A 24,036-nucleotide genomic window follows, 5' to 3' on the forward strand; every position below is an offset into this window, starting at 1 on the left:
GTTCTGAAAGGGCCGTCAACATGCACCTCCACCACCTCCGCACCCACCGCAGTGACGAGAACCTCGCCCGCGAGGGACAGCTCGCCTGGAAACTCGCGAGCGTCGCGACCGACCCGGTCGAGCTCGACGACGACGTCGTCGACATGGTGGTGAACCGCGTGATCGACAACGCGGCCGTCGCGGCCGCCTCGATCGCCCGCGGTCCCGTCGTCTCGGCGCGCAGCCAGGCGCTCGCCCACCCCGTCTCGATCGGCGGCGACGGCGCAACGGTCTTCGGTGCGGATGCCGCGCGCCGCACCTCGCCCGAGTGGGCCGCGTGGGCCAACGGGGTGGCCGTGCGTGAACTCGACTTCCACGACACCTTCCTCGCGGCGGACTACTCGCACCCCGGCGACAACATCCCGCCGATCGTCGCGGTCGCCCAGCACCTCGCCGCGAACCGCGGCCTCACGGGTCGCGACGTCGTGCGCGGCATCGCGACGGGCTACGAGATCCAGATCGACCTCGTGAAGGCGATCTCGCTCCACAAGCACAAGATCGACCACGTCGCCCACCTCGGCCCGTCGGCTGCCGCCGGCATCGGCACCCTGCTCGGCCTCGACCAGGAGACGATCTTCCAGGCCATCGGCCAGGCGCTGCACACGACCACGGCCACGCGCCAGTCCCGCAAGGGCGAGATCTCGACGTGGAAGGCGCACGCCCCGGCGTTCGCCGGCAAGATGGCCGTCGAGGCGGTCGACCGGGCCATGCGCGGCCAGACGAGCCCCGTGCCGATCTACGAGGGTGAGGACGGCGTCATCGCGTGGCTCCTCGACGGGCCGGATGGCTCCTACGAGGTGCCGCTGCCCGAGGTGGGGGAGGCCAAGCGCGCCATCCTCGACTCCTACACGAAGGAGCACTCGGCGGAGTACCAGGCGCAGGCCTGGATCGACCTCGCCCGCAAGCTCCACGACGAGTACCCGCTGATCCTCGACGACCCGTCGCGCATCGAGTCGATCACCCTGCACACCTCGCACCACACGCACTACGTGATCGGTTCGGGTGCGAACGACCCGCAGAAGTACGACCCGGATGCCTCGCGCGAGACGCTCGACCACTCGATCCCGTACATCTTCACCGTCGCCCTGCAGGACGGCTCGTGGGATCACGCCGAGTCGTACTCGCCCGAGCGCGCGCACCGCCCCGACACCGTCGAGCTGTGGAAGAAGGTCACGACCGTCGAAGACGAGGAGTGGACGCGCCGCTACCACTCGAACGACATCGCCGAGAAGGCGTTCGGCGGACGTGTCGTCATCAAGCTCGCCGACGGCGGCGAGATCGTCGACGAGATCGCCGTGGCCGACGCGCATCCGCTCGGTGCTCGCCCGTTCGCCCGCGAGCAGTACGTGCAGAAGTTCCGCACGCTCGCCGAGTGGGCGCTGACGCCCGAAGAGATCGAGCGCTTCCTCGACGTCGCACAGCGACTGCCCGAGCTCGGCCCCGACGAGCTCGGCGGCCTCACGTTCAACGTGGCCCCTGGCGCACTCGTCGGCGTCGAGGTCCCCGAGGGGCTGTTCTGATGCTGTACTCCACGACCCCGTCCTCCGAGAAGCGCCGGCTCTTCCGCGAGCGGCTCGCGACCGGCGAGATCATGCGGTTCCCCGGCGCCTTCAACCCGCTCTCGGCGCGGCTCATCGAGCAGAAGGGCTTCGAGGGCGTCTACATCTCCGGTGCGGTGCTGAGCGCCGACCTCGGCCTGCCCGACATCGGGCTCACGACGCTCACCGAAGTGGCGGGCCGCGGCAGGCAGATCGCCCGCATGACGGAGCTGCCGGCGATCATCGACGCCGACACCGGGTTCGGCGAGCCCATGAACGTCGCCCGCACGGTGCAGGAGATGGAGGATGCCGGGCTCGCCGGCCTCCACATCGAGGACCAGGTGAACCCGAAGCGGTGCGGACACCTCGACGGCAAGCAGGTCGTCGACGAGGCGACCGCGCTGCAGCGCATCCGCGCGGCCGTCGATGCCCGCCGCGACCCGAACTTCCTCGTCATGGCGCGCACCGACATCGCCGCGGTCGACGGTCTCTCCGCGGCGGTCGATCGCGCGAAGGCGCTCGTCGACGCCGGTGCCGACGCGATCTTCCCCGAGGCGATGCGGTCGCTCGCCGAGTTCGAGGCGGTGCGCGCCGCGGTCGACGTGCCGCTGCTCGCGAACATGACCGAGTTCGGCAAGAGCGAGCTCTTCACGGTGCAGCAGCTCGCCGACGTCGGCATGAACATCGTCATCTGGCCGGTGTCGCTGCTGCGCCTCGCGATGGGGTCCGCCGTGCGCGGCCTCGACGAGATCGAGGCGACGGGCTCGCTCGTCGGCAAGCTCGACGAGATGCAGCACCGGGCCGATCTCTACGAACTCATCGACTACGAGGGCTACAACCGCTTCGATACGGGTATCTTCAACTTCACGGTCACCAAGACGCCGATCGCATAGGCGCACCAGCGTCGTATCGAGACCACGCCAACGCAAGGGAGCAGACATTGGCTGAGCAGGAGATCGCAGTACCGCCCGAGATCTACAAGGGTCTGGCCGGTGTGCCGGTCGACTACACCGCGATCTCGAAGGTGAACCCCGAGTCGAACTCGCTGCTCTACCGCGGCTACCCGGTGCAGGAGCTCGCGGCCTCCACGACGTTCGAGGAGGTCGCGTACCTGCTCTGGTACGGCGAGCTGCCCGATGACACCCAGCTGGCCGAATTCGAGGAACGCGAGCGATCGCTGCGCGGCCTCGACCACGAGGTCAAGCGCATCATCGACGAGCTGCCGCTCACCGCCCACCCGATGGACGTCGTGCGCACCGCCGTCTCGGTCATCGGCGCGAGCGACCCGGCGACCCCCGACGACAGCGTCGACGCCAACCTCGACAAGTCGATCCGCCTGCTCGCGAAGCTGCCGTCGATCGTCTCGTACGACCAGCGGCGTCGGCACGAGCTCGAGTTCGTCGAGCCGCGGGGCGACCTCGGCTTCTCGGCGAACTTCCTCTGGCAGACGTTCGGCGAGCTGCCGGAGCTGCCGGTCGTGAGCGCGTTCGACGTGTCGATGATCCTCTACGCCGAGCACTCGTTCAACGCCTCGACGTTCACCGCGAGGGTCATCACCTCGACGCTCGCCGACCTCTACTCGGCGGTCACCGGAGCGATCGGCGCACTCAAGGGCCCGCTGCACGGCGGCGCGAACGAGGCCGTCATGCACGCCTTCGACGAGATCGGTGCGGGCCCCGGGGGCGCCGAGCGAGCTGCCGCCTGGCTCGACGCGGCGCTCGCCGAGAAGCGCAAGATCATGGGTTTCGGGCACCGTGTCTACAAGAACGGCGACTCCCGGGTGCCCACGATGCGCGACGCGATGGAGCGCATGGTCGAGTACTACGATCGGCCCGACCTGCTCGAGCTGTACGTCGGCCTCGAGCAGGCCATGGCCGAGCGCAAGGGCATCAGGCCGAACCTCGACTATCCGGCCGGCCCCGCCTACCACCTGATGGGATTCGACACCCTGACGTTCACGCCGCTGTTCGTCGCGAGCCGCATCACCGGCTGGACGGCGCACATCATGGAGCAGGCGGCGTCGAACGCGCTCATCCGTCCGCTGTCGGTCTACAACGGCGTCGACGAGCGGCACGTGCCCGTGAAGGGCTGACCCGGTGTCCCACGTCTTCCTCGAGATGACGATGACCGTCGACGGGTTCACCGCGGCGGTGGGCGTGAGCCTCGAGCATCCCTTCGGGCTCGACGGGGAGCGCGTGCACTCGTGGATGCGCGACTCGGTGTTCACCGGTGCGCCGCCCGGTGACGACGACCGCGACGGCGTCATCGACGACACCGGCGAAGACGTCGATCGCGACGCCGTCGCGCAACTCTACGAGTCGACGGGCGCATTCGTGCTCGGCCGCCGCACGCTCGATGTCCGGGAGGCCGTCTGGGGCGACGAGCCGGTGTTCCAGGGGCGCCCGTGCTTCGTCGTGACGAGTCGCCCTCACGAGTCGTACGTGCGCGGAGGCTCGCGCTACGAGTTCGTCACGGGCGGGGTCGCCGAAGCGATCGCCCGTGCCAGCGCGGCCGCGAGTGCGGCATCCGTCTGCGTCATCGGCGGTGCGGATGTCGCGAGGCAGGCGCTCGCCCTCGGACTCGTGGACGAGGCGCTGCTCCACATCGTGCCGGTGCTCCTCGGCGGCGGCGACCGGCTCTTCCCCGACTCGGCTCCGAACCGGGTCGAGCTCGAGCCCGTCTCCGCGGTTCAGGGGGCACGGGCGACGCACCTGCGCTACCGGTTGCCGACGGTGCTCGGGTAGTCATCGCGGGCTCGCACAACGGGAGCCGCGGCATCCGTTCTGTGACTGTGGCTTCCGCCAATGTTGGATGATCCACCACGATTCCGTCATACAGTCGTGGATCATGCACATGTTCTTCCGCACGCTGCTGCACGTCCTGTTCCTCTCGCGGCGCAAGCCCGACCTCGGGCACTGGGATGTCGCGCGCACGAACTTCATCACCCTGCCGACCGATCTCGACATCAACCGCCACATGAACAACGGCGTCTACTTCTCGATCATGGATGTCGCGCGCTTCGACATGCTCGTGCGCAACGGCGTCTGGGCGATGATGCGCGAGAAGAACTGGTACCCCGTCGTCGCGAGCGAGACGATCACGTTCCGCAAGTCCCTGCAGCTCTGGGACCGCTTCACGATCGAGTCCCGCCTCGTCGGCCATGACGACAAGGCCGTCTACATGGAGCAGCGCTACGTGCGTCCGGGTGCCGACGGCGAACCCGAGATCTACGCGCAGGGTTTCATTCGCGCGCGCTTCCTCAAGAAGGCGGGCGGCACGGTGCCGATGTCCGAGATCGCCGAGGTGCTCGGCGTCTCGGGCGCCGACGAGATCCCCGACTGGATGGAGCGGTGGGGCGCGGATGTCGCACTGCCCGCCACCCGTGCGGCGGCCCCGTCGGTCTGGCGCTGACGAGGCGCTGCGGTCAGCTCAGCGCCTTCCTCGGCACGACGACCTCCTTGATGATGAGCAGGATGCCGGCGGCGACGGGGATCGCGACGAGTGCTCCGGGCAGGCCGCCCAGCGTGCCGCCGGCGAGGGCTGCGATGAGCACGATCGAGCCGGGCACCTGCACGGCCTTGCTCATGACCTTCGGGGTGAGGATGTACGCCTCCACCTGCATGTAGATGAGCATCGCGATGAGCACGATGAGGGCCGCGACCGGCGAGACGAACAGGGCGATCACCGTCATGACCGCCGTGGTGAGCACGGTTCCGATGAGCGGGATGAGCGTGATGAAGAACGCCGCGACCGCGATCACGAGTGCGAACGGCACTCCGACGAGCAGCAGCAGGATGAAGCTGTAGACCGCGTTGAAGAACGCGAGCACCACCATGCCGCTGAGGTAGCGGCCGACGTTCTGCATGATGCGCTCGGCGTAGCCGACGACGCGCTCTCGGTGCGACGCCGAGATGAGCGTGTAGATCGCCCGCTTCGAGGAGTCGAGGGTCGCGGTGAAGTAGATGGTCAGGATGAAGATGAAGAACGCGCTCGAGAGGCCGCCGAGGATCGCGAAGCCGACGTTCAGGGCCCCGCCGCCGATGGTCGCCCAGAAGTTCGGGTCGCTGATGGTGTCGACGACCCACTTGTAGACCGAGCCCAGCACCCCGCCCGAGCCGGCCTGCACGTCTTGGAACCAGTCCTGCGTCTGCAGGTTCTTGTACATGGTGGGAAGGCTGTTGATGAACGCGCTCGCCTGGCTGATGACGATGGGGAGCACGAGCCAGAGCATCCCGGCGATCACGAGGATGAACAGGATGATGACCGTGACGATGGCGGCGCCGCGCTTCAGTCCCCGGCGCTCGAACCAGCGCACGAGCGGGTCGAGCCCGAGCGTGATGAACGCCGCGGCGAGCACCGAGAAGACGACGCTCGAGATGCTCGCGAACGCCGCCGCGATGCCGAGCGCGACCACGACGCCGAGGGTCGCGACGAACGCCCACTGGAACGGCTTGTTCGCCATCAGGTTCGTCTGGCGCTCGCGCCAGCCCGGGGTGGCCTCGGTCTCGCGCGCTCGGCGCTCGATGCTCTTCACGGCGTCAGTCTAGGGCTGGGCGCTCCCGGTGCAGGAGGAGCGCGCCGGGCCGGCCTTCCAGGCCGTCAGCGGCTCGCGGTGGTCGGGACGTCGAGCTCCCGGTAGTGGCGGGAGAACGCCGGGAAGTAGGTCTCCCACGCGGGTTGCGGCGTGCCGGCGCGCGCGGCCGCGAGGCGGTCGAGGTAGTAGTCCCAGCCGGGCCCCATATCGGCAGACTCCGACGGGTCGTGGAGTCGCTGGCCGAGCGTGAGCGTCGTCATGCCGCCGCCCTCCACCAGATGGCAGAAGAGGCGGATGCCGGTCGGGCCCGAGCCGGAGTCGGCGGTGAACCGGTGCGGTGCCGCGCACTCGAGGATCGTGACGTTCTGCCACTCGCCCTCGCCCTCGGCCTCCATGCGGAACCGCACACCGCCCGTCGCCGGGCTGCCGGTGTAGGTGCCGATCCAGGCGCGCATGGCATTCGGATTCGTGAGGCTGAACCAGACGTCTTCGATGGGGGCGTAGAACAGGCGGTCGAACTGCAGGTACAGGCCGTCGTCCTTCAGCACGTAGTGTCCGGTCGGTCTCGCGGTCATCTTCAGCCCCCGTTCGCTGGTTCCCTCAGGCTAATCCCGCTGCGCGTCAACCGCCAGAGTGGGCCACCGCCCACTAGAGTGTGGCCATGGGATCGAGTGGTGGACGCAAGCGCGCGTCGAGTGGACAGGCGTCATCGGGCGTGAAGACGTCAACGGGTGGGCAGTCGGCGCACGAGGAGCACGCGCTCGACATCGACCCCGAGAACAACAAGTCCGGGCTCTGGGGTGCCCTGGCCGGCCTGATCGTGTTCGCGCTCATCGCCATCCCGCTGTCGGCCGCGTTCACGTTCGCGACGACCCCGCACTCGCAGCAGCTCTTCGCCGGTCGGCTCTCCGACGCGACCCAGGGCGGCTACCAGTTCTTCTGGTGGACCGTGACGATCTTCCTCTTCGCGCTGCCGTTCCTCGTCGGCTACGGCGTCGCGAAGCTCTCGGTGAAGTCGCTGACGATCGTCGGCGCGGTCATCGTGCTCTTCGTGATCGCGATCATGGTGCTCGGCCAGGTCTTCGTCTTCTAGGACACCGGCGAACTCTGCCGGGCGAGCCTGTCGAAACCCTGTTTCGACAGGCTCGACTCATTCACCCGGGTCCGTGTTACGCACCTCGTGGTGCGTCACGCACGGTGAAGTGCGCGGCCTCCGTGAGTTAGAGTCACCGTTCGTGCGTTACGCACTGACAGTAACTCGGACTTGGGAGAACAACTTGCTCATCGCACTGTGGATCGTCACCGGGCTGCTCGCCCTGCTGTTCGGCATGGCCGGCGCCATGAAGGCCACCAGGTCGCGCGAGGCGGTGCTCGCGAACATGCCGTGGGTCGAAGACGTGAGCGCCGGCCAGCTCAAGACCATCGGCCTGCTCGAGGTGCTCGGCGCGATCGGCCTCGTGCTGCCCGCCGCGACCGGCATCCTGCCGTGGCTCACGCCCGTTGCGGCGTTCGCGCTCGCGATCACCATGGTCTTCGCCGTGGCGCTGCACGTGAAGCGCAAGGAGTCGTTCGCTCCGAGCCTCGTGCTCGGCATCGTCGCCCTGCTCGTGGGCGTCGGCTGGGTGCTGCTCGGCTGATCCGCACGCCGGGGGCTCGCGGTCAGGCGACGGATGCCTCGAGCACTGCCATCGCCGCGTTGTGGCCGCCGATGCCGCTCACCGCACCGCCGCGCACCGCACCCGAACCGCACAGCAGCACGCCCGGGTGCGCGGTCGCGACGCCCCAGCGCTCGGCCGGTGTCGAGAGGGCGGCGCCCGGCTCGGCCCACGGCCATGACAACGGGCCGTGGAAGATGTTGCCGCCCGGCATCGCGAGCGCCTCCTCGAGGTCGAGGGTCGTCTTCGTCTCGATGCAGGGGAGGCCCGCGGCATCCGTCGCGATGACGCCCTCGATCGGCTCGGCGAGCACCGAGTCCAGCGAGGCGAGCACCGCCGACTGCAGCCGCTCGCGCAGTTCGTCGTTGCCGAAACGCTCGAGCAGCCGGTGCGGCACGTGCAGGCCGAAGACGGTCAGGGTGTGGGCGCCGGATGCCGCGAGCTCGGGCGAGAGGATCGACGGGTCGCTCAGGGTGTGGCAGTAGATCTCACAGGGCAGCGGCGACGGGATGCCGCCGCGAGCGGCCGTGCGATACGCCGAGTCGAGTTGCGTCTCGAGCTCGTTGATGTGGAAGGTGCCGGCGAACGCGGCCTCGGGCGCGACCGAGGTGTCGCGGAGCCTCGGCAGTCGGGTGAGCAGCAGGTTCACCTTCACCTGCGCGCCCTCGGGTGCGTGCAGGTGGCGCAGTCGCTCGCGCACGACCGAGGGCACGCCGACGGTGGCCGCCGGTGACGCCGGTGACGCCTGCGCGCCGGCCTCGAGCAGTCGGTCGAGCACGGCGGGCGCGACATTCGCGAGGATGACGTCGGCGTGCGCCATGCGCTCACCCGACTCGTCGCCCTGCCGCCAGCGCACCTCGCCCGCCGGGTCGACCGAGACGACCTCGGCGCCCGTCACGAGCTCGGCGCCCGCCTCGCGGGCTGCCCTCGCGAGCTCGCCGGTGACGGCGCCCATGCCGCCGACAGGCACGTCCCAGTCTCCGGTGCCGCCGCCGATCACGTGGTAGAGGAAGCAGCGGTTCGCATCGAGTGCGGGGTCGTCGAGTTCGGTGAAGGTGCCGATGAGCCCGTCGGTCGCGACGACCCCGCGCACGAGGTCGCTCGCGAAGCGGGCGTCGATCACCTCGCCGAGGGGCCGTTCGACGAACTCGCGCCACAGCCGCTCGTCGCCGATCAGATCCCGCGCCTCGTCGCGGGTCGGCAGCGGCTCGGTGAGCGTCGGGAAGAGGCGCTCGGCCACGTGCGCCGTGTCGGCGTAGAAGGCCTGCCAGGCTGCGGCGTCGGGTTCGGCGTCGACCCGGGCGAAGGCGGCCGCCGTGCTCCCCGAGCCTGTCGAAGGGGCCTCGTTGTCGACGAGCAGGCCGCGAGCGGGGTCGCTCGGGTCGGGCGTGTACGACGAGAAGCGCCGCCGCACGAGCCGCACGTCGAGGCCGAGGTCGTCGATGATGCGCTGCGGCAGGAGGCTCACGAGGTAGGAGTAGCGCGAGAGGCGCGCGTCGACGCCCTCGAATGCGTCGGCCGAGACGGCGGCGCCGCCGAGGTGGTCGCTGCGCTCGAGCAGCAGCACCCGCTTGCCGGCGCGGGCGAGGTAGGCGGCTGCGGTGAGGCCGTTGTGGCCACCGCCGATGATCACGACGTCGTGGGGCATCCCACGAGCGTAGACGAGCGAGGGCGAGCGGATGGGGCATCCGCTCGCCCTCGTCAGGCAGGCCTCAGGCCGCGCGCTTCATCGAACGCACGCCGACCACGACGCCGATCGCGCACGTCACGGCTGCGGCGATGATGCCGCCGACGACCGCCGGTGCGCCGAAGTCTCCCGAGAGCAGCGCCCGCTCGGCGCCGACGAGGTAGCTCAGCGGGTTGATCGCCGCGGCGACCTGCATCCACGCGGGGCCGTCTTCGAGCGGCAGCAGCATGCCCGAGAGGATCATGAGCGGGAACAGCAGCGTCTGGTGCACCATCCAGAACATCCAGTCCCGGTTGCGGCAGGCGAGCGCGAGCGAGTAGCTCAGGGCGCCGAAGCCGATGCCGAAGACGGCGAGCACCGCGAGGCCGGCGATGAGCCCCGGCACGTCGAGCGAGAAGCCGAACGGCACGGCGACGAGCACGACGATCGTGCCCTGGATGACGAGCGGCACGACCTCCTTGAGGGCGCGGCCGACGAGCAGGGCGCTGCGCGAGAGCGGCGCCACGAGGGTGCGCTCGTGCGAGCCGGTCTGCATCTCGAAGAGCAGGTTCGCGCCCGTCGAGGCCGTGCCGAACAGCGCGACCATCACGAGGATGCCCGGCACGAACCACTGCAGCGTGCCTGCGGCGTCGCCGCCCGAGGCGCCGATGAGCAGCGGGCCGAACAGGCCGAGGAAGACGAGCGGCTGCACGAGCGAGAACATCACGCTGAACGGGTCGCGCACGAGCGGGCGCGACTCGCGGACGAAGACCGAGGCGGTGTCGCGCACGAATCCGGTGGGGCGGGCGGTGGTGTCGATGGTGGTCATTTCGGTGCTCCTTCATGGTGTGAAAACAGGAACTCGTGCTCAGGACCGGATGGTCGGGCCTGCTCTCGGTGCCGATGCGGCGTGTCTTCCTGTTTTCGCGTTGGTCAGGGTGAGGGGGGAGGAGAGGGTGGAGAGGGAGGAGAGGGTGGTCAGGCGAGTGCCGGCTCGGCGTGCGCCGCCTCCTCGCGGAGGGTGCGCCCGGTGAGGGCGAGGAACACGTCGTCGAGGGTCGGCTGCCGATGCGTCGCCGCGACCACCTCGAGGCCGGCGTCGCCGAGCGAGCGGATGTACCGGGGCAGCGCCCGATCGCCGCCGGGAGCCGTCACCGTGACGACCTGCCCCGAGGCCTCGCCGCCGATGCGGGCGGCGGCTGCCGCGGCATCCGCCGCCGTCTCGAAGGTGAGACTCACGCGGTCGCCCGCGAGCGACTCCTTGAGCGCCCAGGCGGTGTCGTCGGCGATGACCTGGCCGTGGTCCATCACCATGACGCGCTCGGCGAGCTGGTCGGCCTCGTCGAGGTAGTGGGTCGTGAGGAAGATCGTCGTGCCCGTCTCGCGGCGGAGGTCGACGATGTGCTCCCACAGGTTCGCGCGGCTGTGCGGGTCGAGGCCCGTCGACGGCTCGTCGAGGAAGAGCAGCTCGGGCCGGTGGATGAGTCCGAGCGCGATGTCGAGCCGGCGCTTCTGGCCGCCCGAGAGCGACTGCACCTGCCGGCCGGCGACCTGGCCGAGCTCGAGCGACTCGATCAGCTCGGCCGCGCGAGCCCGGGTCTCGCGGCGGCCCATGCCGTAGAAGGCTCCCTGGGCGTGCAGCTCGTCGCGCACGCGCTGGGTGTGCCCGCCCGAGTTGCCCTGCCCGACGTAGCCGATGCGGCGGCGCACGCCGGCTGGATCCCGGCGGATGTCGGAGCCGGCGACGATCGCCTCGCCGCTCGTCGGCGGCAGCAGGGTGGTGAGCATGCGGAGCGTCGTCGACTTGCCGGCGCCGTTCGGGCCGAGGAAGGCGACGAGCTCGCCGGCGCCGACCTCGAGGTCGACGGAACGGACGGCCTCGACGACCTTCCCCTTGGCGGGGAACGTCTTCGTGAGGCCCTGAGCGGAGATCATCTGGTTCGTCATATCTGCAGTCTTCCGAGGCATCCGGTCAGTTTTCGTCCGCATGGATGGGAAACTTGGAGCATGGCCGCAACGACCTCGCGAACCCTCGAACTGCTCTCCCTGCTGCAGAGCCACCGGCACTGGTCGGCGCGCGAACTCGTCGACCGGCTCGGCGTCTCCGACCGCACGCTGCGGCGCGACGTCGACCGGTTGCGCGAGCTCGGCTACGGCATCGAGTCGGCGCGCGGCTCGACCGGCGGCTACCGCCTCGAGGCCGGCACCGGGCTGCCGCCGCTGCTGCTCAGCGACGACGAGGGGGTCGCGATCGCCGTCGGCCTGCGCTCCCAGGCGACGGCAGGGCTGCGCGGCGCCGAGCACACGACGCTCAGCGCCCTCGCGAAGATCGAGCAGGTGCTGCCGCCGGCCCTGCGCCGTCGCATCGAGGCGCTGCAGTCGCATGCGGCGGTGGGCACGGTCGGACCGGGTTCGGCTCGTTCCGGTCGGCCGACGCCCGAGATCGACGCCGAACTCCTCGGCCTCCTCGCCCTCGGGTGCCGCGACTCCGAGCGGCTGCGCTTCACCTACACGGATGCCGCGGGCGAGGCCTCGGCTCGAGTGGTCGAGCCGTACCGGCTCGTGCCTGTCGCCCGGCGCTGGTACCTGCTCGCCTGGGATCGCCAGCGCGAGGACTGGCGCACGTTCCGGCTCGACCGCATGAGCGAGGTGTTCCCGACGCGGGTGCGGTTCGAGCCCCGGCCCATGACCGACGACGACGCCCGGGCGCGGGTCGAGGCGGCGGTGCGCTGGCGCGACCGGGGCGTGAAGGCGCGGGTCGTCGCCGAGATGCCGCAGGCGGACCTCGTCGAGCACCTCGGCTGGTACGGCCGCGACGTCGTGGCGATCGACGCCGGGCACTGCGCGTGGCCGCTCGAGGCGGACTCGGTCGAGAACTTGTCGATGGCGCTCATGTGGCTGCCGCGCGGCGTGCGCTATCGCATCGAGGGGCCGGTCGAACTGCTCGACTTCCTCGCGATGCAGGCCGAGCGCTTCGCGGAGGCATCCGCTCGGGGGTGACGACTACGCCGTGCGCGGCAGGGTGCCGATCTCGGCACCCGACTCGTCGAAGACGGTGAGCGTGTCGCCGGAGACCGTGGCGGTCGCGAGCGCTGAGAGCCACGGGTCGACGCCCTCGCACAGCATGCGCGTCGACGCGACCTCGACGAACGTGACCGTGTCGCCCTCGGCGGTCCAGCTGCCGACCAGGCGGTTGCAGCCGTCGGTGCCGCTCAGCGAGCCGCCGTTGCCGAACGCGAGCGAGGGCTCACCCGTCGCCGAGACGTCGCCCCAGGTGCCGACGGGATCGACGGTCTCGACCGGCGCGGTGCCGGAGTTGCCGGCGCAGGCGCTCAGCAGCGTCGCCGCGAGCAGGATCGTGCCGGACAGGGCGAGGCGCTGCAGCGTTCGTGACATGGGCACAGCGTATCGATCCGACCCGTCAGCGAACCGAAGGCGTCGCCGTCGCGCGTGCCGCCCGGGCGAGGGCGTCGCGGCAGGCGACGACCGCCGGCCGTGCCGCGGCGGCGTGCCTCGTCGAGGTGAACACCTCGCGCTCGGGATGCCCCGGCAGGTCGACGAGCGTGACGCTCGGCGCCTCGCCCGCCCACACGAGGTCGGGGAGGAGCCCGACGGCGTTGCCCGACCGGATCAGGCGGATGTGCGCCATCAGGTCGGCGGTCTCGAACCGCACGTCGGGCTCGAAGCCCGCCTCGCGGCAGAGCTGCTCGGCCCAGTCGCGCGAGGCGGTGCCCTCGGGCTCGAGCACCCAGGGCATCGTCGCGGCGGCCAGCAGCGAGCGATCGGATGCCGCGACGCGCGACTGCTCGCGCGAGGCATCCGTGCCACCCCGCATGCTGTGCGCACCTGCGGATATACGATCCGCCACGCCGCCCGGGGTGCCCGATTCGTCGGCGCGCCGGATCGTATATCCGCTGGAATGAGCGGGGTGCGGCGGCAGTGCGAGCCGGATGGCGTCGGCGACGAGGTGCACGCGGTCGAGCTCCTCGCGGTGCGCGCGCGTGTGCCCCGGGTACTGCTCGGCGATCACGAGGTCGAAGTCGCGCGCCGAGACCTCGAAGAGCCCGACGTCGGGCTCGCGCTCGGTGACCTCGACCCGCAGGGCGGGGTGCTCGGCTCGCAGCAGGGTGAGCGCCTGCGGCACCACGGCGTGCGCCGCCGACTGGAACACGGCGATGCGCACGGTGCCGCCGACCGCGGTGAGCGAGCGGGCGACCTCGGACTCGGCCTCCTCGAGCCGGTCGAGCACGGCGCGGGCGTGCCCCACGAGCACCTCGGCCTGCGGGGTCAACTGCACGCGGCGCCCGACCTGCACGAGCAGCGGCACGCCGGCCTCGCGCTCGAGCTGGCTGAGTTGCTGCGACACCGAGGAGGGGCTGTACGACAGGGCTTCGGCGACCGCCGAGAGCGTGCCGCGGTCGCTGAGCTCGACGAGCAGGCGCAGGCGTCGCACGTCGAGCATGGGCACCTCCGGGCATCCGCTGATCATTCGGTTCTTCCGAACAGTATCGTTCAGATTCATTCGCTTTACCGAACGTATGTCGCAGCGCATACTGAACCCGACAGGCGCGCGACCCCCGGCGCGCTCGAAGCAAAGGACAGTACCCTCGTGACCATGTCGAACGCCGCCACAGACGCCCGGCCGAACACCGATCACGTCGTCGCCCTCGTGCGCCGGTGGCTCGCCGAGAGCTCGGAGCACCCGGCCGACCCCGCCGCCGAGCGCCTCGCCGGCGTGCTGAAGGACCCGCGCGGCCTCGACTTCACCGTCGGCTTCGTCGACGGCGTCATGCGCCCCGAAGACCTCGGCGTCGCCGGCCGCAACCTCGAGCAGGTCGCGAAGCTCACGCCGAAGTTCCTGCCCTGGTACCTGAAGGCCGCGATCCGCGTCGGCGGCGTCGTCGCGCCGGTTCTGCCGTGGATCGTCATTCCGATCGCCCGCCGGGTGCTGCGCGCCATGGTCGGCCACCTCGTGCTCGACGCGACCCCCGAGAAGCTCGGCCCGGCCATCGCGACCCTGCGCGAGTCGGGCAACCGCCTGAACCTGAACCTCCTCGGCGAGGCGGTGCTCGGTGAGGAGGAGGCCGACCGCCGCCTCTCGGGCACCTACGAGTTCCTCGCCCGCGACGACGTCGACTACGTGTCGATCAAGGTCTCGAGCGTCGTCAGCCAGCTCTCGATGTGGTCGTTCGACGAGGCCGTCGCCAAGGTCGTCGCGAAGCTCACGCCGCTCTACGAGCTCGCCGCGAAGGCTTCGACAGGCTCAGCCGGCAGGGGCAAGTTCATCAACCTCGACATGGAGGAGTACCGCGACCTCGACCTGACGATCGCGGTCTTCACGACCCTGCTCGACCAGCCGCAGCTGCGCGGCCTCGAGGCGGGCATCGTGCTGCAGACCTACCTGCCCGACGCGCTCGGCGCGATGCAGGAGCTCACCGCGTGGGCGAAGGACCGTCGCGCGCAGGGCGGCGCCCCCATCAAGGTGCGCGTCGTCAAGGGCGCGAACCTCGCGATGGAGCACGTCGACGCCGCGGTGCACGGCTGGCCGCTCGCGACCTACGACTCCAAGCAGGACTCCGACACGAACTACAAGCGCGTGCTCGACTGGTCGATGACTCCCGAGCGCACCGACGCCGTCAAGCTCGGCGTCGCCGGCCACAACCTCTTCGACGTCGCCCACGCGTGGCTCACCGCCCGCGAACGCGGCGTCGACTCGCGCGTCGAGTTCGAGATGCTGCTCGGCATGGCGACCGGCCAGGCCGAGGCGGTGCGCCGCGACGTCGGCAACCTGCTGCTCTACACGCCCGTCGTGAACCCGAGCGAGTTCGACGTCGCCATCGCCTACCTGATCCGCCGCCTCGAAGAGAACGCGAGCCAGGACAACTTCATGTCGGCCGTGTTCGAGCTCACCACGAGCGAGCCGCTGTTCCAGCGCGAGCAGGCCCGCTACCTCGCCTCGCTCGCGGCCCTCGAGCCGACGGTCGTGGCGGCGCCCGCGCCGAACCGCACCCAGAACCGTCACACCGAGTGGACCGACGAGACCCTCGCCGCCGCGATGACGGTTCCGGATGCCCCGGCGCCCGGCACCGAGCACGAAGACGACCCCTCGCTCACGAGCGTCGTGCTCGGCATCACCCGCGGGTCAGAACTGCTCCCTGAGCGTGTCGAAGGGCAGGCGGCATCGGTTTCGACGGGCTCGGTTTCGACAGGCTCGGTTTCGACAGGCTCAACCAGCAGGATGGGCTCCGGCGTGACGCCGGGCTTCCGCAATGAGCCCGACACCGACCCGGCCCTCGCCCCGAACCGCGAATGGGGTCGCCGCATCCTCGAGCGGGTGCCCGGCTCGACGCTCGGCATGAACACGATCGCCGCGGCCCGCGTCGACGACGCGGCGACCCTCGAGCGCATCATCCAGACCGTCGCCGCCCGCGGCCGCGCCTGGGGCGAACTGCCCGGCGCCGAGCGCGCCGCCGTGCTGCACCGCGCCGGCTACGCGCTCGCAGCGAACCGCGACCGCCTGATCGAGGTCATGGCCGCCGAGACCGGCAAGACCATCGCCGAGGCCGACCCCGAGATCAGCGAGGCGATCGACTTCGCGCACTACTACGCCGAGCGCGCCCGCGAGCTCGACCACGTGCAGGGTGCCGTCTTCGTGCCGTCGAAGCTCACCGTCATCACGCCGCCGTGGAACTTCCCCGTCGCGATCCCCGCCGGCGGCGTGCTCTCCGCGCTCGCCGCGGGCTCGGGCGTCATCATCAAGCCCGCGAAGCTCGCGCAGCGCTCGGGTGCGGTCATGGTCGAGGCGCTGTGGGAGGCCGGCATCCCGCGCGAGCTCCTCACCCTCGTCGACATCGGCGAACGCGAGCTCGGCAAGGAGCTCGTCTCCCACCCCGCGGTCGACCGGGTCATCCTCACCGGTGCGTACGAGACGGCGCAGCTCTTCCGCTCGTTCCGCAAGGACCTGCCGCTGCTCGCCGAGACGAGCGGCAAGAACGCGATCATCGTGACGCCGTCGGCCGACCTCGACCTCGCGGCATCCGATGTCGTCAAGAGCGCCTTCGGGCACGCCGGCCAGAAGTGCTCGGCGGCCTCGCTCGTGATCCTCGTCGGATCGGTCGCGAAGTCCGAGCGCTTCCGCCGCCAGCTCGTCGACGCGACGCGTTCGCTGCGGGTCGGCTGGCCCGAGCAGGCGACGAGCCAGATGGGCCCGATCGTCGAGCCCGCGAACGGCAAGCTGCTGCACGCCCTCACCCAGCTCGGCATCGGCGAGGAGTGGCTCGTCGAGCCCCAGCAGCTCGATGACACCGGCCGGCTCTGGTCGCCCGGCATCCGCTCGGGCGTCGCCGGCGGTTCGTACTTCCATCTCACCGAGTTCTTCGGCCCCGTGCTCGGCATCATGCACGCGAAGGACCTCGACGAGGCGATCCGCCTGCAGAACGCCGTCGACTACGGCCTGACCGCAGGGCTCCACTCGCTCGACGCCAACGAGCTCGCCACGTGGCTCGACCGTGTCGAGGCGGGCAACCTCTACGTCAACCGCGGCATCACCGGCGCGATCGTCGAGCGTCAGCCGTTCGGCGGCTGGAAGCGCTCGGCCGTCGGCGCCGGCGCCAAGGCCGGCGGCCCGAACTACCTGTTCGGCCTCGGCGAGTGGCTGCCCCAGCACGGCACCTCCTCGAGCACCCTGCACCTGCGCGGGCTCGAGAAGCGCGTCGCCGAGCTCATCGAGGCGTCGCAGTCCGCGCTCGACTACGAGTCGTTCGACGTGCTGCGTCGTTCGGCCCTCTCCGACGAGCTCGCCTGGGCCGAGGAGTACGGCGTCGTGAAGGACGTCTCGGGCGTCGGCGCCGAGCGCAACCTCTTCCGCTACCGGCCGCTGCCGGTGACGGTGCGCATCGGTGAGCAGGCGAGCCTCGCCGAGGGGCTCCGCGTCATCGCGGCCGGTCTCCTCGCGAAGTCGCCCCTCACGGTCTCGACCGCGGTCGAGCTGCCGAAGGGCGTGCGCACGCTGCTCTCGGCGCGCGACTTCCGGGTCGTGCGCGAGGGCGACGCGGCGTGGCTCGGTCGCGCAGCGAAGCAGGGCATCGCGACGTCGCGCGTGCGTCTGGTCGGCGGCGGGGCATCCGCCCTGGCCGAGGCGCTCGGCGGCACTCCGGATGTCGCGGTGTGGTCGCACCCCGTCACGCCCTCGGGCCGCGTCGAGCTGCTCCCGTTCCTGCACGAGCAGGCGATCTCGATCACGAACCACCGCTTCGGCAACCCGACCACGCTCTCCGACGGAGTGATCTGACGGCGTGACCCGGCGCGTCGGCTCAGCCGGCGCGCCGGAACGTCAGCACCTCGCCGCGTCGCGCACGCTCGAGCGTGAAGCCCTCGTCCTGCAACCGGCCGAGCACGCGCCGGGGGAGGGCCGGGAGCTCGGCGGTGGTCCCCGTCGCGGGCTTGGCCATGCCGGTGACGAGTGACACGTCGATGCCGGCGCCGCGCACTTCGACCCGCGCGGCGTCGCTGCTGCGCCGCCAGACGAGCTGCTCGAGGTCGCGGAACGCCACGATCGTCGTCGTCGGCCCGGTGCGGAGCCACAGCCGATCGTTCCCGAACCCGATCGTGCACGAGACGGTGCGTCGCCGCACGACGGTCAGGAACGCGAAGTACGCGGGCAGTGCGAAGACGACCCCGATGACGATGATCGTGAGTCGGGCCCCGAGGGCGTATACGAGGTCGCCGGCGGCGACGAGCGCCAGCCCGGCGAGGCCGCCCATCACCACGACGATCACGACGATGGCCGTGGTGAGCGTGCGCATCGCGATCGGCACGGCCGAGAACCGCACCTCGGAGCCGTGCCCGTGCTCGGCACGCACCCACTCGGGCGCGGTCGGCGCGGGCTGCGCCTTCGACGTGCCCACGGCGGCCGAGACCCGCCCGATCAGGCCGAGCCAGATCCAGCCCGCCGCGGGGATCGCGGCGAACTGCACGATCACGAGCGAGATGCGCGCCCACTCCGGCGCGGTGGCGACGAGCGGGCCGCCGTATTCGACGGCGCTCACGACCAGCGCCGCCGACGCGACCGCACCGATCACGTGCACGACCACCCCGCGCCGTTTCGGCGTCATGCGGAGCGTCGCGTTGACGAACGAGAAGCCGCACAGCCAGCCCCCGACGAGCATGAGCAGGTACGGGATCAACTCCATCGCCTGGCCGGCGAGCGCCCACGGCACCGCCAGTGCGAGGCAGAGGGCCGCCCACGCGAGCGGACTGCCCACGAGCCGCCGCCGGCGCGGGGCGCGGGCGGCGGCGGTCTCGACCACGGCGGGAGCGGTCGTCGTGCCGGCGCCCCGGCGGGTTCGGCTCAAGCCCGCGCTGCGGTGCGGCCGCGATTGCGGCGACGGATGCCTCGCGGCGCGCGTCCGCCGACGAAGGAGCGTGCCGAGTCGACGATGAAGCCCTGCCGCAGCGCCTCGCGACCGATGAGCATGCGGAAGCCCATCTCGTCGCGGTTCGTGAGCGTCACCTCGGCCGTCATCGTGCGGCCCATGAGCACGACGTCCATGAGCACGACGATGCGCTCCTCGGTGTGGCCCGAGGAGCTGCGGACCGAGCGGCGATCGTGGACGGGGCACTCGACGATGACGGCGTCTTCATCGGAGTTCTGCCACGGGTGCACCCCGAACCGCACGATCGACTCGTCGCCGCGCTGCACCTCTTCGAGGTCGAAGGCGTGCAGCGACGAGGTGCGCGCGCCCGTGTCGAGCTTGGCCTTGATCCACGGCACTCCGGCTCCGGGCAGGCTCACCCATTCGCGCCATCCCGCGATGGTGTTTGAATAGACGGGCTCTGTCACTCCACCATCTTCGCAGGGGCACACGATGAAACTGGCGATCCTCTCGCGCGCCCCTCAGGCGTATTCCACCCAACGGCTCCGCACGGCCGCTCAACAGCGCGGTCACGAGGTCAAGGTGCTCGACACCCTGCGCTTCGCGATCGACCTCTCGGGGGCCGAGCCCGACCTGCAGTACCGGGGTCGCCGGCTCTCCGACTACGACGCCGTGCTGCCTCGCATCGGCAACTCGGTGACGTACTTCGGCACCGCCGTGGTGCGCCAGTTCGAGCAGATGGACGTCTACACGCCGAACACCGCGAACGGCATCACGAACTCGCGCGACAAGCTGCGCGCGAACCAGATCCTCTCGCGCCACAACATCGGCATGCCCGCGACGGCGTTCGTGCGCAACCGCGCCGACGTGCGGCCCGCGATCGAACGCGTCGGTGGAGCGCCCGTCGTCATCAAGCTGCTCGAGGGCACGCAGGGCATCGGCGTGATCCTCGCGCCCGAGGTCAAGGTCGCAGAGGCGATCATCGAGACGCTGCACTCGACGAAGCAGAACGTGCTGATCCAGCGCTTCATCAAGGAGAGCAGGGGCCGCGACATCCGTGCCCTCGTCGTCGGCGACCGCGTGGTCGCGGCGATGCGGCGCAGCGCGAGCGGCGACGAGTTCCGCTCGAACGTGCACCGCGGCGGCACCGTCGAGGCGGTCGAGCTGACGCCCGAGTACGAGCAGGCGGCCGTGCGTTCGGCGCAGATCATGGGTCTGCGCGTCGCGGGCGTCGACATGCTCGAGGGCGACGACGGGCCGCTCGTCATGGAGGTCAACTCCTCGCCCGGCCTCGAGGGCATCGAGACGGCCACGAAGCTCGACGTCGCCGGCGCGATCATCGACCACATCGCCAACCAGGTCGCCTTCCCCGAGATCGACGTGCGCCAGCGGCTCACCGTCTCGACCGGCTACGGGGTGGCGGAGCTGATGGTGCACGGCGGCGCCGACCTCGTGGGCACGACCCTCGGCGAATCGGGCCTCTGGGAGCGCGACATCACGGTGCTCACGCTGCACCGCGGCACCACGGTCATTCCGAACCCGCGAAAGGGCGTCGTGCTCGAGGGCGAAGACCGCCTGCTCTGCTTCGGCAAGCTGGAGGAGATGCGCTCGATGATCCCCGAGCGCCGGCGCCGTCGGTCGAAGGTGCGCAAGCTCCCGAAGCAGCCGATCCCCGAGGAATGAGCCGGCTCGTTCGCTTCGGCGATCGGTGAGGCGAGCGGATGCCGCGGCGCGCTGAGTTCCACGATGTGCCGCAGTTCGCTCGTGTGAAGACCGCCTCATGTGAGGCGCGTTTCACATGAGGCCCGCGACCGATCAGCGCTCGGCGTCGAGCGCCGACCCGACCAGCGCGAGCGCCGTGTCGCGGTCGATGCCGAGGCGGTGCACCCGGTCGGCGAACGCGATGGCCGCCGCCTGCGCCTCGCGCGTGACGGCGTCGCCCGTCTCGGAGACGAAGGTGCCTGCGCGCCCGCGACCCTCGATCACGTGGTCGTCCTCGAGCGCGCGGTACGCCTTGGCGACGGTGTTCACGGCGATTCCGAGCTCGGCCGCGAGTGCCCGCACGGTCGGCATCCGCGTGCCGGGCGCGAGCGTCCCGTCGCCCACGGCGTCGATCACCTGACGGCGCAGCTGCTCGAACGGCGGAGCTGAGGCGGCGGGGTCGATCGACAGCTTCATGCGCGAAGCTCCGCGCCCGCGGCATCCGTCATGATCAGTCCCGGTTGCGGTTCACGAGCCGCGAGAGCACGATCGCGCTGCGGGTGTGGTCGACGTTCGGCGCGATGCGCACGCGTTCGAGCGCGTCTTCGAGTGAGGCGATGTCGCGGGCGCGCATGTGCACGATCGCGTCGGCGCTGCCGGTGACGGTGCCCGCGTAGACGACCTCGGGCACGCCCTGCAGGATGCGCTGGAGTTCGTCGGGCGCGACGGTGCCGCGGCAGAAGAGCTCGACGTAGGCCTCCGTCGACATGCCGTCGACGGTCGGGTCGACCTGGATGGTGAACGAGCGGATGACCCCGTCGGCGACGAGCCGGTCGACGCGTCGCTTGACGGCCGAGGCAGAGAGGCCGACGGACGATCCGATGTCGCCGTACCCTGCCCGGGAGTTCTGCCGGAGCAGATCGAGGATGGCGCGATCGAGGTTGTCCATTCTCGGATTGTATGTCGATCCGTTGCGTTCGCGTAGAACCTCGCGCAGATTTCCTGCGCCTCACGCGGATTCCCGCCCTAGGCTGGCTGGATGCCTCTTGATTCCCCCGTTCGCCTGGCCGTGCAGGTGCAGCCGCAGCACGCCGAGTATCCCGCCATCCGCGACACCGTCCTGCGCCTCGAGGAGCTCGGCGTCGACGTGGTCTTCAACTGGGACCACTTCTTCCCACTCACGGGCGACCCCGACGGCCTGCACTTCGAGGCGTGGACCATGCTCGGCGCGTGGGCGGAGCAGACCGAGCGCATCGAGTTCGGCACGCTCGTGAACTGCAACTCGTACCGCGGCGCCGACCTGCAGGCCGACATGGCCCGCACCCTCGACCACATCAGCGCGAAGGGCGGCACCGGCCGGTTCATCTTCGGCACCGGGTCGGGCTGGTTCGAGCGCGACTACGACGAGTACGGCTACGAGTTCGGCACCCGCGGATCGCGGCTGAACGCGCTTCCCGGCGCCATGCCGCGCATCGAGGCCCGCTGGGCGAAGCTGAACCCCGCGCCGACCCGTCGCATCCCCATCATGATCGGCGGCAAGGGCGAGCAGAAGACGCTGCGCATCGTCGCCCGGCACGCCGACATCTGGCACTCCTTCGTCGCGCCCGACGAACTGCGGCACAAGCTCGACGTGCTCGCCCGCTGGGGCGACGAGGTCGGTCGGGATGTCACGGAGATCACCGTCTCGAACGAGCTCGACCGCGCCGGCCACGACGTCGAGCACGCTGACGCGCTCTTCGCCGGCGGCGTGCGGCTCTTCACGATCGGCATCGGCGGCCCGGCCTACGACCTCGACCCGGTGCGGCGCTGGCTGGCCTGGCGCGACGCGAAGAACGGCTGAGCGCGCGGGCGAGTGCTACTCGGCCGGGATCCATCCCTCGAAGGGCGGCACCAGCATCGTGAGCGACCCGTCGGGCCGCCATCCCACTTCGACGCTCGCGTCGGGTTCGCCCTCCACTCCCATGCCCATGTGCAGCCCATCGGGTGGGAAGCGGCCGTCGTCGGTGCACGTCGAGCTTGCGCCCGCCCCGCCCGGCATCACGACGAGGAGGCAGTAGTCGGAGCCGTCACGGGCCGCGTAGACGGGCGACCCATCGGCTCGCGTCGCGAGCAGGCGGTACTCGGCCTGTTCCTCGCCGACGGCGTCCGTCCACGGGTTCGGGGGCGTATCGGCCGTCGTGGCGGGCCGGTCGAACACCCTCGCCGCGAGGGTGTCCGCCGCGACCGGGAAGGAAGCGAGGTACTCGGCCTGCGTCTGCGCCCCCGGGAACGCCGAGTCGGCCGCTGCCGCGAGCTCGGCCCGCTGCGTCGCCTCGCGCGCCCCGAACTGCCAGCCGGCGAACACGCCGACGACGAGTGCCGCGCTCGCCGCGATGATCACGCGTCGCGTGCGGCGGCGGGGGTCGGCGGCGGTGGACGCGACCGGCACGACGGCCAGACCGGCGGCTCCGGCGGCACCCGCGGCATCGATGCCGGATGGTTCGGTCGTCGCAGTGGTCGCACCGGCGTCGGCAGCGGCGTTCTCGTCTGTCGCCAACGCCCGCAGCTCGAGGAGTTCGCGCACGGCATCCTCTCGCTCGATGTCGCTCGTGCCCGAGCCGTAGGCGAGCCGTTCGAGATCAGCGATTCGGTCGTCGGTCATTCCGCGCCCACCGCCTCGTCATCGGCGATCGCGCGCTCGGCGGCCGACTCGCCGGCCGGAGTCAGTTCCACCGTGCCGTCGCGTCGCCAGTGCACGGTCGTCGCCGTCGCCCCGTTCATGACCGTTGTGCGCAGACCCGCGCCGTTCACGATCTGAGCGGTGGTGCAGGCTGGTGCGCCATCGTCCGCGCCGGCCGTCCAGCTCGCGATGAGGCAGAGGTCGCCATCGCGGACCGCCGAGTAGACCACGAGCCCGTCGGGCAGGCTGAGCAACCGTCGGGTGCTCTGGCCGTCGAGCAGGTGCATCCGCACGAGCTCCGGGTCGAGGAGGTCGGATTCAACCTGAGCTCGGTCGAGCGAGCCGGCCATCGACGTCTCGCTGAGTGGAACGGTGGCTGGTGCGGTCGGCACGGCGACCGAGGCAATCGGGCCAGCAGTCGACGTGATCTCCGAGGGTGGCACCGAACGGCCGCCGAGCTGCCACCCGATGCCGAGGCCCAGCGCGAGCGCAACGGCGCCGCCCACGATCGCCCAGCGGATGCCGCGGGCATCCGTCGGCGTCGAGGGTGCGGGCGGCTCGAACAGGGGCGCATCCGACTCACCCGCATGGGGGAGATCGTGGCGTGTGCGGGCATCGACGTGGGATGCAGGCGCCGAAAGGGCGGCGCGCGCCGCAGCGGCATCCGCTGCTGCGCGCTGCAGTTCGTCGAGTTCGGTGACGGCCGCGTGCCGCTCCGACTCCGAGGCGTCGGCGCCGAAGGCGATGCGCTGCAGGCGGATGAGGTGGCCGGCGGCGGCGGAACGGTCGTCGTCTTCGTCGCCCATGCCGGTCTCCGTCGTTCCGCCCGGCAGGGGCGCTTCGGGTCGCGCGGTCCGGGTGCAGTTCAGC

Annotated in this window: 24 protein-coding genes; 11 read left to right on the plus strand and 13 right to left on the minus strand. The window is 70.8% G+C overall.

Annotation, left to right across the window (positions count from 1 at the left end):
* Positions 1-20: 20 nt before the first annotated feature.
* The 5 genes from BJY17_RS13445 to BJY17_RS13465 all read left to right on the plus strand — a co-directional run bounded on the left by BJY17_RS13445 (position 21) and on the right by BJY17_RS13465 (position 4,988).
* Complete coding sequence (locus BJY17_RS13445; RefSeq protein WP_179551800.1) at positions 21-1,559, plus strand: MmgE/PrpD family protein; 1,539 nt, start codon at positions 21-23, stop codon at positions 1,557-1,559.
* Positions 1,559-2,470 carry a methylisocitrate lyase gene (prpB, locus tag BJY17_RS13450; protein ID WP_179551801.1) on the plus strand — a complete coding sequence of 304 codons (912 nt, stop codon included), beginning with the start codon at positions 1,559-1,561 and terminating at the stop codon, positions 2,468-2,470. The genes BJY17_RS13445 and prpB overlap by 1 nt, the downstream gene beginning before the upstream one ends.
* 47 nt (positions 2,471-2,517) lie before the next feature.
* Positions 2,518-3,669 carry a bifunctional 2-methylcitrate synthase/citrate synthase gene (locus tag BJY17_RS13455; RefSeq protein ID WP_218889916.1) on the plus strand — a complete coding sequence of 384 codons (1,152 nt, stop codon included), beginning with the start codon at positions 2,518-2,520 and terminating at the stop codon, positions 3,667-3,669.
* A gap of 4 nt (positions 3,670-3,673) precedes the next feature.
* Complete coding sequence (locus tag BJY17_RS13460; RefSeq protein ID WP_179551802.1) at positions 3,674-4,321, plus strand: dihydrofolate reductase family protein; 648 nt, start codon at positions 3,674-3,676, stop codon at positions 4,319-4,321.
* Between the two features lie 103 nt (positions 4,322-4,424).
* Positions 4,425-4,988, plus strand: coding sequence for an acyl-CoA thioesterase (locus BJY17_RS13465; protein WP_179551803.1), 564 nt, complete (start codon positions 4,425-4,427; stop codon positions 4,986-4,988).
* 13 nt (positions 4,989-5,001) lie between these two features.
* Here the strand turns inward: BJY17_RS13465 and BJY17_RS13470 are convergent, their stop codons facing one another.
* Both BJY17_RS13470 and BJY17_RS13475 read right to left on the minus strand, forming a co-directional pair.
* On the minus strand, positions 5,002-6,111 hold the full coding sequence (locus BJY17_RS13470) for an AI-2E family transporter (protein WP_179551804.1): 1,110 nt from the start codon (positions 6,109-6,111) through the stop codon (positions 5,002-5,004).
* 65 nt (positions 6,112-6,176) lie between these two features.
* Positions 6,177-6,686 carry an SRPBCC domain-containing protein gene (locus BJY17_RS13475; RefSeq protein WP_179551805.1) on the minus strand — a complete coding sequence of 170 codons (510 nt, stop codon included), beginning with the start codon at positions 6,684-6,686 and terminating at the stop codon, positions 6,177-6,179.
* 86 nt (positions 6,687-6,772) lie between these two features.
* Here BJY17_RS13475 and BJY17_RS13480 point away from each other — a divergent pair, with 86 nt between their 5' ends.
* Positions 6,773-7,204, plus strand: coding sequence for a hypothetical protein (locus BJY17_RS13480; RefSeq protein ID WP_218889917.1), 432 nt, complete (start codon positions 6,773-6,775; stop codon positions 7,202-7,204).
* 184 nt (positions 7,205-7,388) lie between these two features.
* Complete coding sequence (locus BJY17_RS13485; RefSeq protein WP_179551806.1) at positions 7,389-7,748, plus strand: DoxX family protein; 360 nt, start codon at positions 7,389-7,391, stop codon at positions 7,746-7,748.
* Between the two features lie 22 nt (positions 7,749-7,770).
* On the opposite strand, the gene BJY17_RS13490 is transcribed toward BJY17_RS13485, so the two are convergent.
* The 3 genes from BJY17_RS13490 to BJY17_RS13500 form a co-directional block, all read right to left on the minus strand.
* The gene (locus BJY17_RS13490) at positions 7,771-9,414 is read right to left on the minus strand and encodes a phytoene desaturase family protein (protein WP_179551807.1); all 1,644 of its coding nucleotides are present in this window, start codon (positions 9,412-9,414) and stop codon (positions 7,771-7,773) included.
* Between the two features lie 64 nt (positions 9,415-9,478).
* Positions 9,479-10,261 carry an ABC transporter permease gene (locus BJY17_RS13495; RefSeq protein WP_179551808.1) on the minus strand — a complete coding sequence of 261 codons (783 nt, stop codon included), beginning with the start codon at positions 10,259-10,261 and terminating at the stop codon, positions 9,479-9,481.
* 149 nt (positions 10,262-10,410) lie between these two features.
* Positions 10,411-11,379 (minus strand): ATP-binding cassette domain-containing protein, encoded by a 969-nt coding sequence (locus BJY17_RS13500; RefSeq protein ID WP_218889918.1) that lies wholly within the window; start codon positions 11,377-11,379, stop codon positions 10,411-10,413.
* Between the two features lie 60 nt (positions 11,380-11,439).
* On the opposite strand from BJY17_RS13500, the gene BJY17_RS13505 reads away from it, so the two are divergent.
* Positions 11,440-12,432: a helix-turn-helix transcriptional regulator gene (locus BJY17_RS13505; protein WP_179551809.1), complete on the plus strand. Its 993-nt coding sequence runs from the start codon at positions 11,440-11,442 to the stop codon at positions 12,430-12,432.
* A 3-nt stretch (positions 12,433-12,435) separates the two neighbouring features.
* On the opposite strand, the gene BJY17_RS13510 is transcribed toward BJY17_RS13505, so the two are convergent.
* Together BJY17_RS13510 and BJY17_RS13515 are read right to left on the minus strand one after the other, a co-directional pair.
* Positions 12,436-12,828, minus strand: coding sequence for an META domain-containing protein (locus BJY17_RS13510; protein ID WP_179551810.1), 393 nt, complete (start codon positions 12,826-12,828; stop codon positions 12,436-12,438).
* A 25-nt stretch (positions 12,829-12,853) separates the two neighbouring features.
* A complete protein-coding gene (locus BJY17_RS13515) occupies positions 12,854-13,894 on the minus strand; it encodes a LysR family transcriptional regulator (RefSeq protein ID WP_179551811.1) in 1,041 nt (346 codons plus the stop codon).
* 153 nt (positions 13,895-14,047) lie between these two features.
* Here BJY17_RS13515 and BJY17_RS13520 point away from each other — a divergent pair, with 153 nt between their 5' ends.
* Entirely contained in the window at positions 14,048-17,722 is a 3,675-nt protein-coding gene (locus BJY17_RS13520; protein WP_179551812.1) for a proline dehydrogenase family protein, read from the plus strand.
* 22 nt (positions 17,723-17,744) lie between these two features.
* Here the strand turns inward: BJY17_RS13520 and BJY17_RS13525 are convergent, their stop codons facing one another.
* Both BJY17_RS13525 and BJY17_RS13530 read right to left on the minus strand, forming a co-directional pair.
* Positions 17,745-18,785, minus strand: coding sequence for a hypothetical protein (locus BJY17_RS13525; protein WP_179551813.1), 1,041 nt, complete (start codon positions 18,783-18,785; stop codon positions 17,745-17,747).
* Positions 18,782-19,273 carry an ATP-dependent zinc protease family protein gene (locus tag BJY17_RS13530; protein ID WP_179551814.1) on the minus strand — a complete coding sequence of 164 codons (492 nt, stop codon included), beginning with the start codon at positions 19,271-19,273 and terminating at the stop codon, positions 18,782-18,784. Before BJY17_RS13530 ends, BJY17_RS13525 begins: the two co-directional genes overlap by 4 nt.
* Positions 19,274-19,298: 25 nt before the next feature.
* Between BJY17_RS13530 and rimK the strand changes: the two genes are divergently transcribed.
* Positions 19,299-20,489: a 30S ribosomal protein S6--L-glutamate ligase gene (gene rimK / locus BJY17_RS13535; RefSeq protein ID WP_179551815.1), complete on the plus strand. Its 1,191-nt coding sequence runs from the start codon at positions 19,299-19,301 to the stop codon at positions 20,487-20,489.
* A 132-nt stretch (positions 20,490-20,621) separates the two neighbouring features.
* Here rimK and BJY17_RS13540 read toward each other — a convergent pair whose 3' ends face one another.
* Together BJY17_RS13540 and BJY17_RS13545 are read right to left on the minus strand one after the other, a co-directional pair.
* The gene (locus BJY17_RS13540; RefSeq protein ID WP_179551816.1) at positions 20,622-20,984 is read right to left on the minus strand and encodes a GntR family transcriptional regulator; all 363 of its coding nucleotides are present in this window, start codon (positions 20,982-20,984) and stop codon (positions 20,622-20,624) included.
* A gap of 34 nt (positions 20,985-21,018) precedes the next feature.
* Entirely contained in the window at positions 21,019-21,456 is a 438-nt protein-coding gene (locus BJY17_RS13545; protein WP_056655238.1) for an Lrp/AsnC family transcriptional regulator, read from the minus strand.
* A gap of 90 nt (positions 21,457-21,546) precedes the next feature.
* Between BJY17_RS13545 and BJY17_RS13550 the strand changes: the two genes are divergently transcribed.
* A complete protein-coding gene (locus BJY17_RS13550) occupies positions 21,547-22,347 on the plus strand; it encodes an LLM class F420-dependent oxidoreductase (RefSeq protein ID WP_179551817.1) in 801 nt (266 codons plus the stop codon).
* Positions 22,348-22,362: 15 nt separating this feature from the next.
* On the opposite strand, the gene BJY17_RS13555 is transcribed toward BJY17_RS13550, so the two are convergent.
* Positions 22,363-23,148, minus strand: a complete 786-nt coding sequence (locus BJY17_RS13555) for a hypothetical protein (RefSeq protein ID WP_179551818.1) — start codon at positions 23,146-23,148, stop codon at positions 22,363-22,365.
* Complete coding sequence (locus tag BJY17_RS13560) at positions 23,145-23,972, minus strand: hypothetical protein (protein ID WP_179551819.1); 828 nt, start codon at positions 23,970-23,972, stop codon at positions 23,145-23,147. Before BJY17_RS13560 ends, BJY17_RS13555 begins: the two co-directional genes overlap by 4 nt.
* Positions 23,973-24,036 lie beyond the last annotated feature (64 nt).

It is taken from the genome of Agromyces hippuratus, from assembly GCF_013410355.1.
Lineage (GTDB): Bacteria > Actinomycetota > Actinomycetes > Actinomycetales > Microbacteriaceae > Agromyces > Agromyces hippuratus.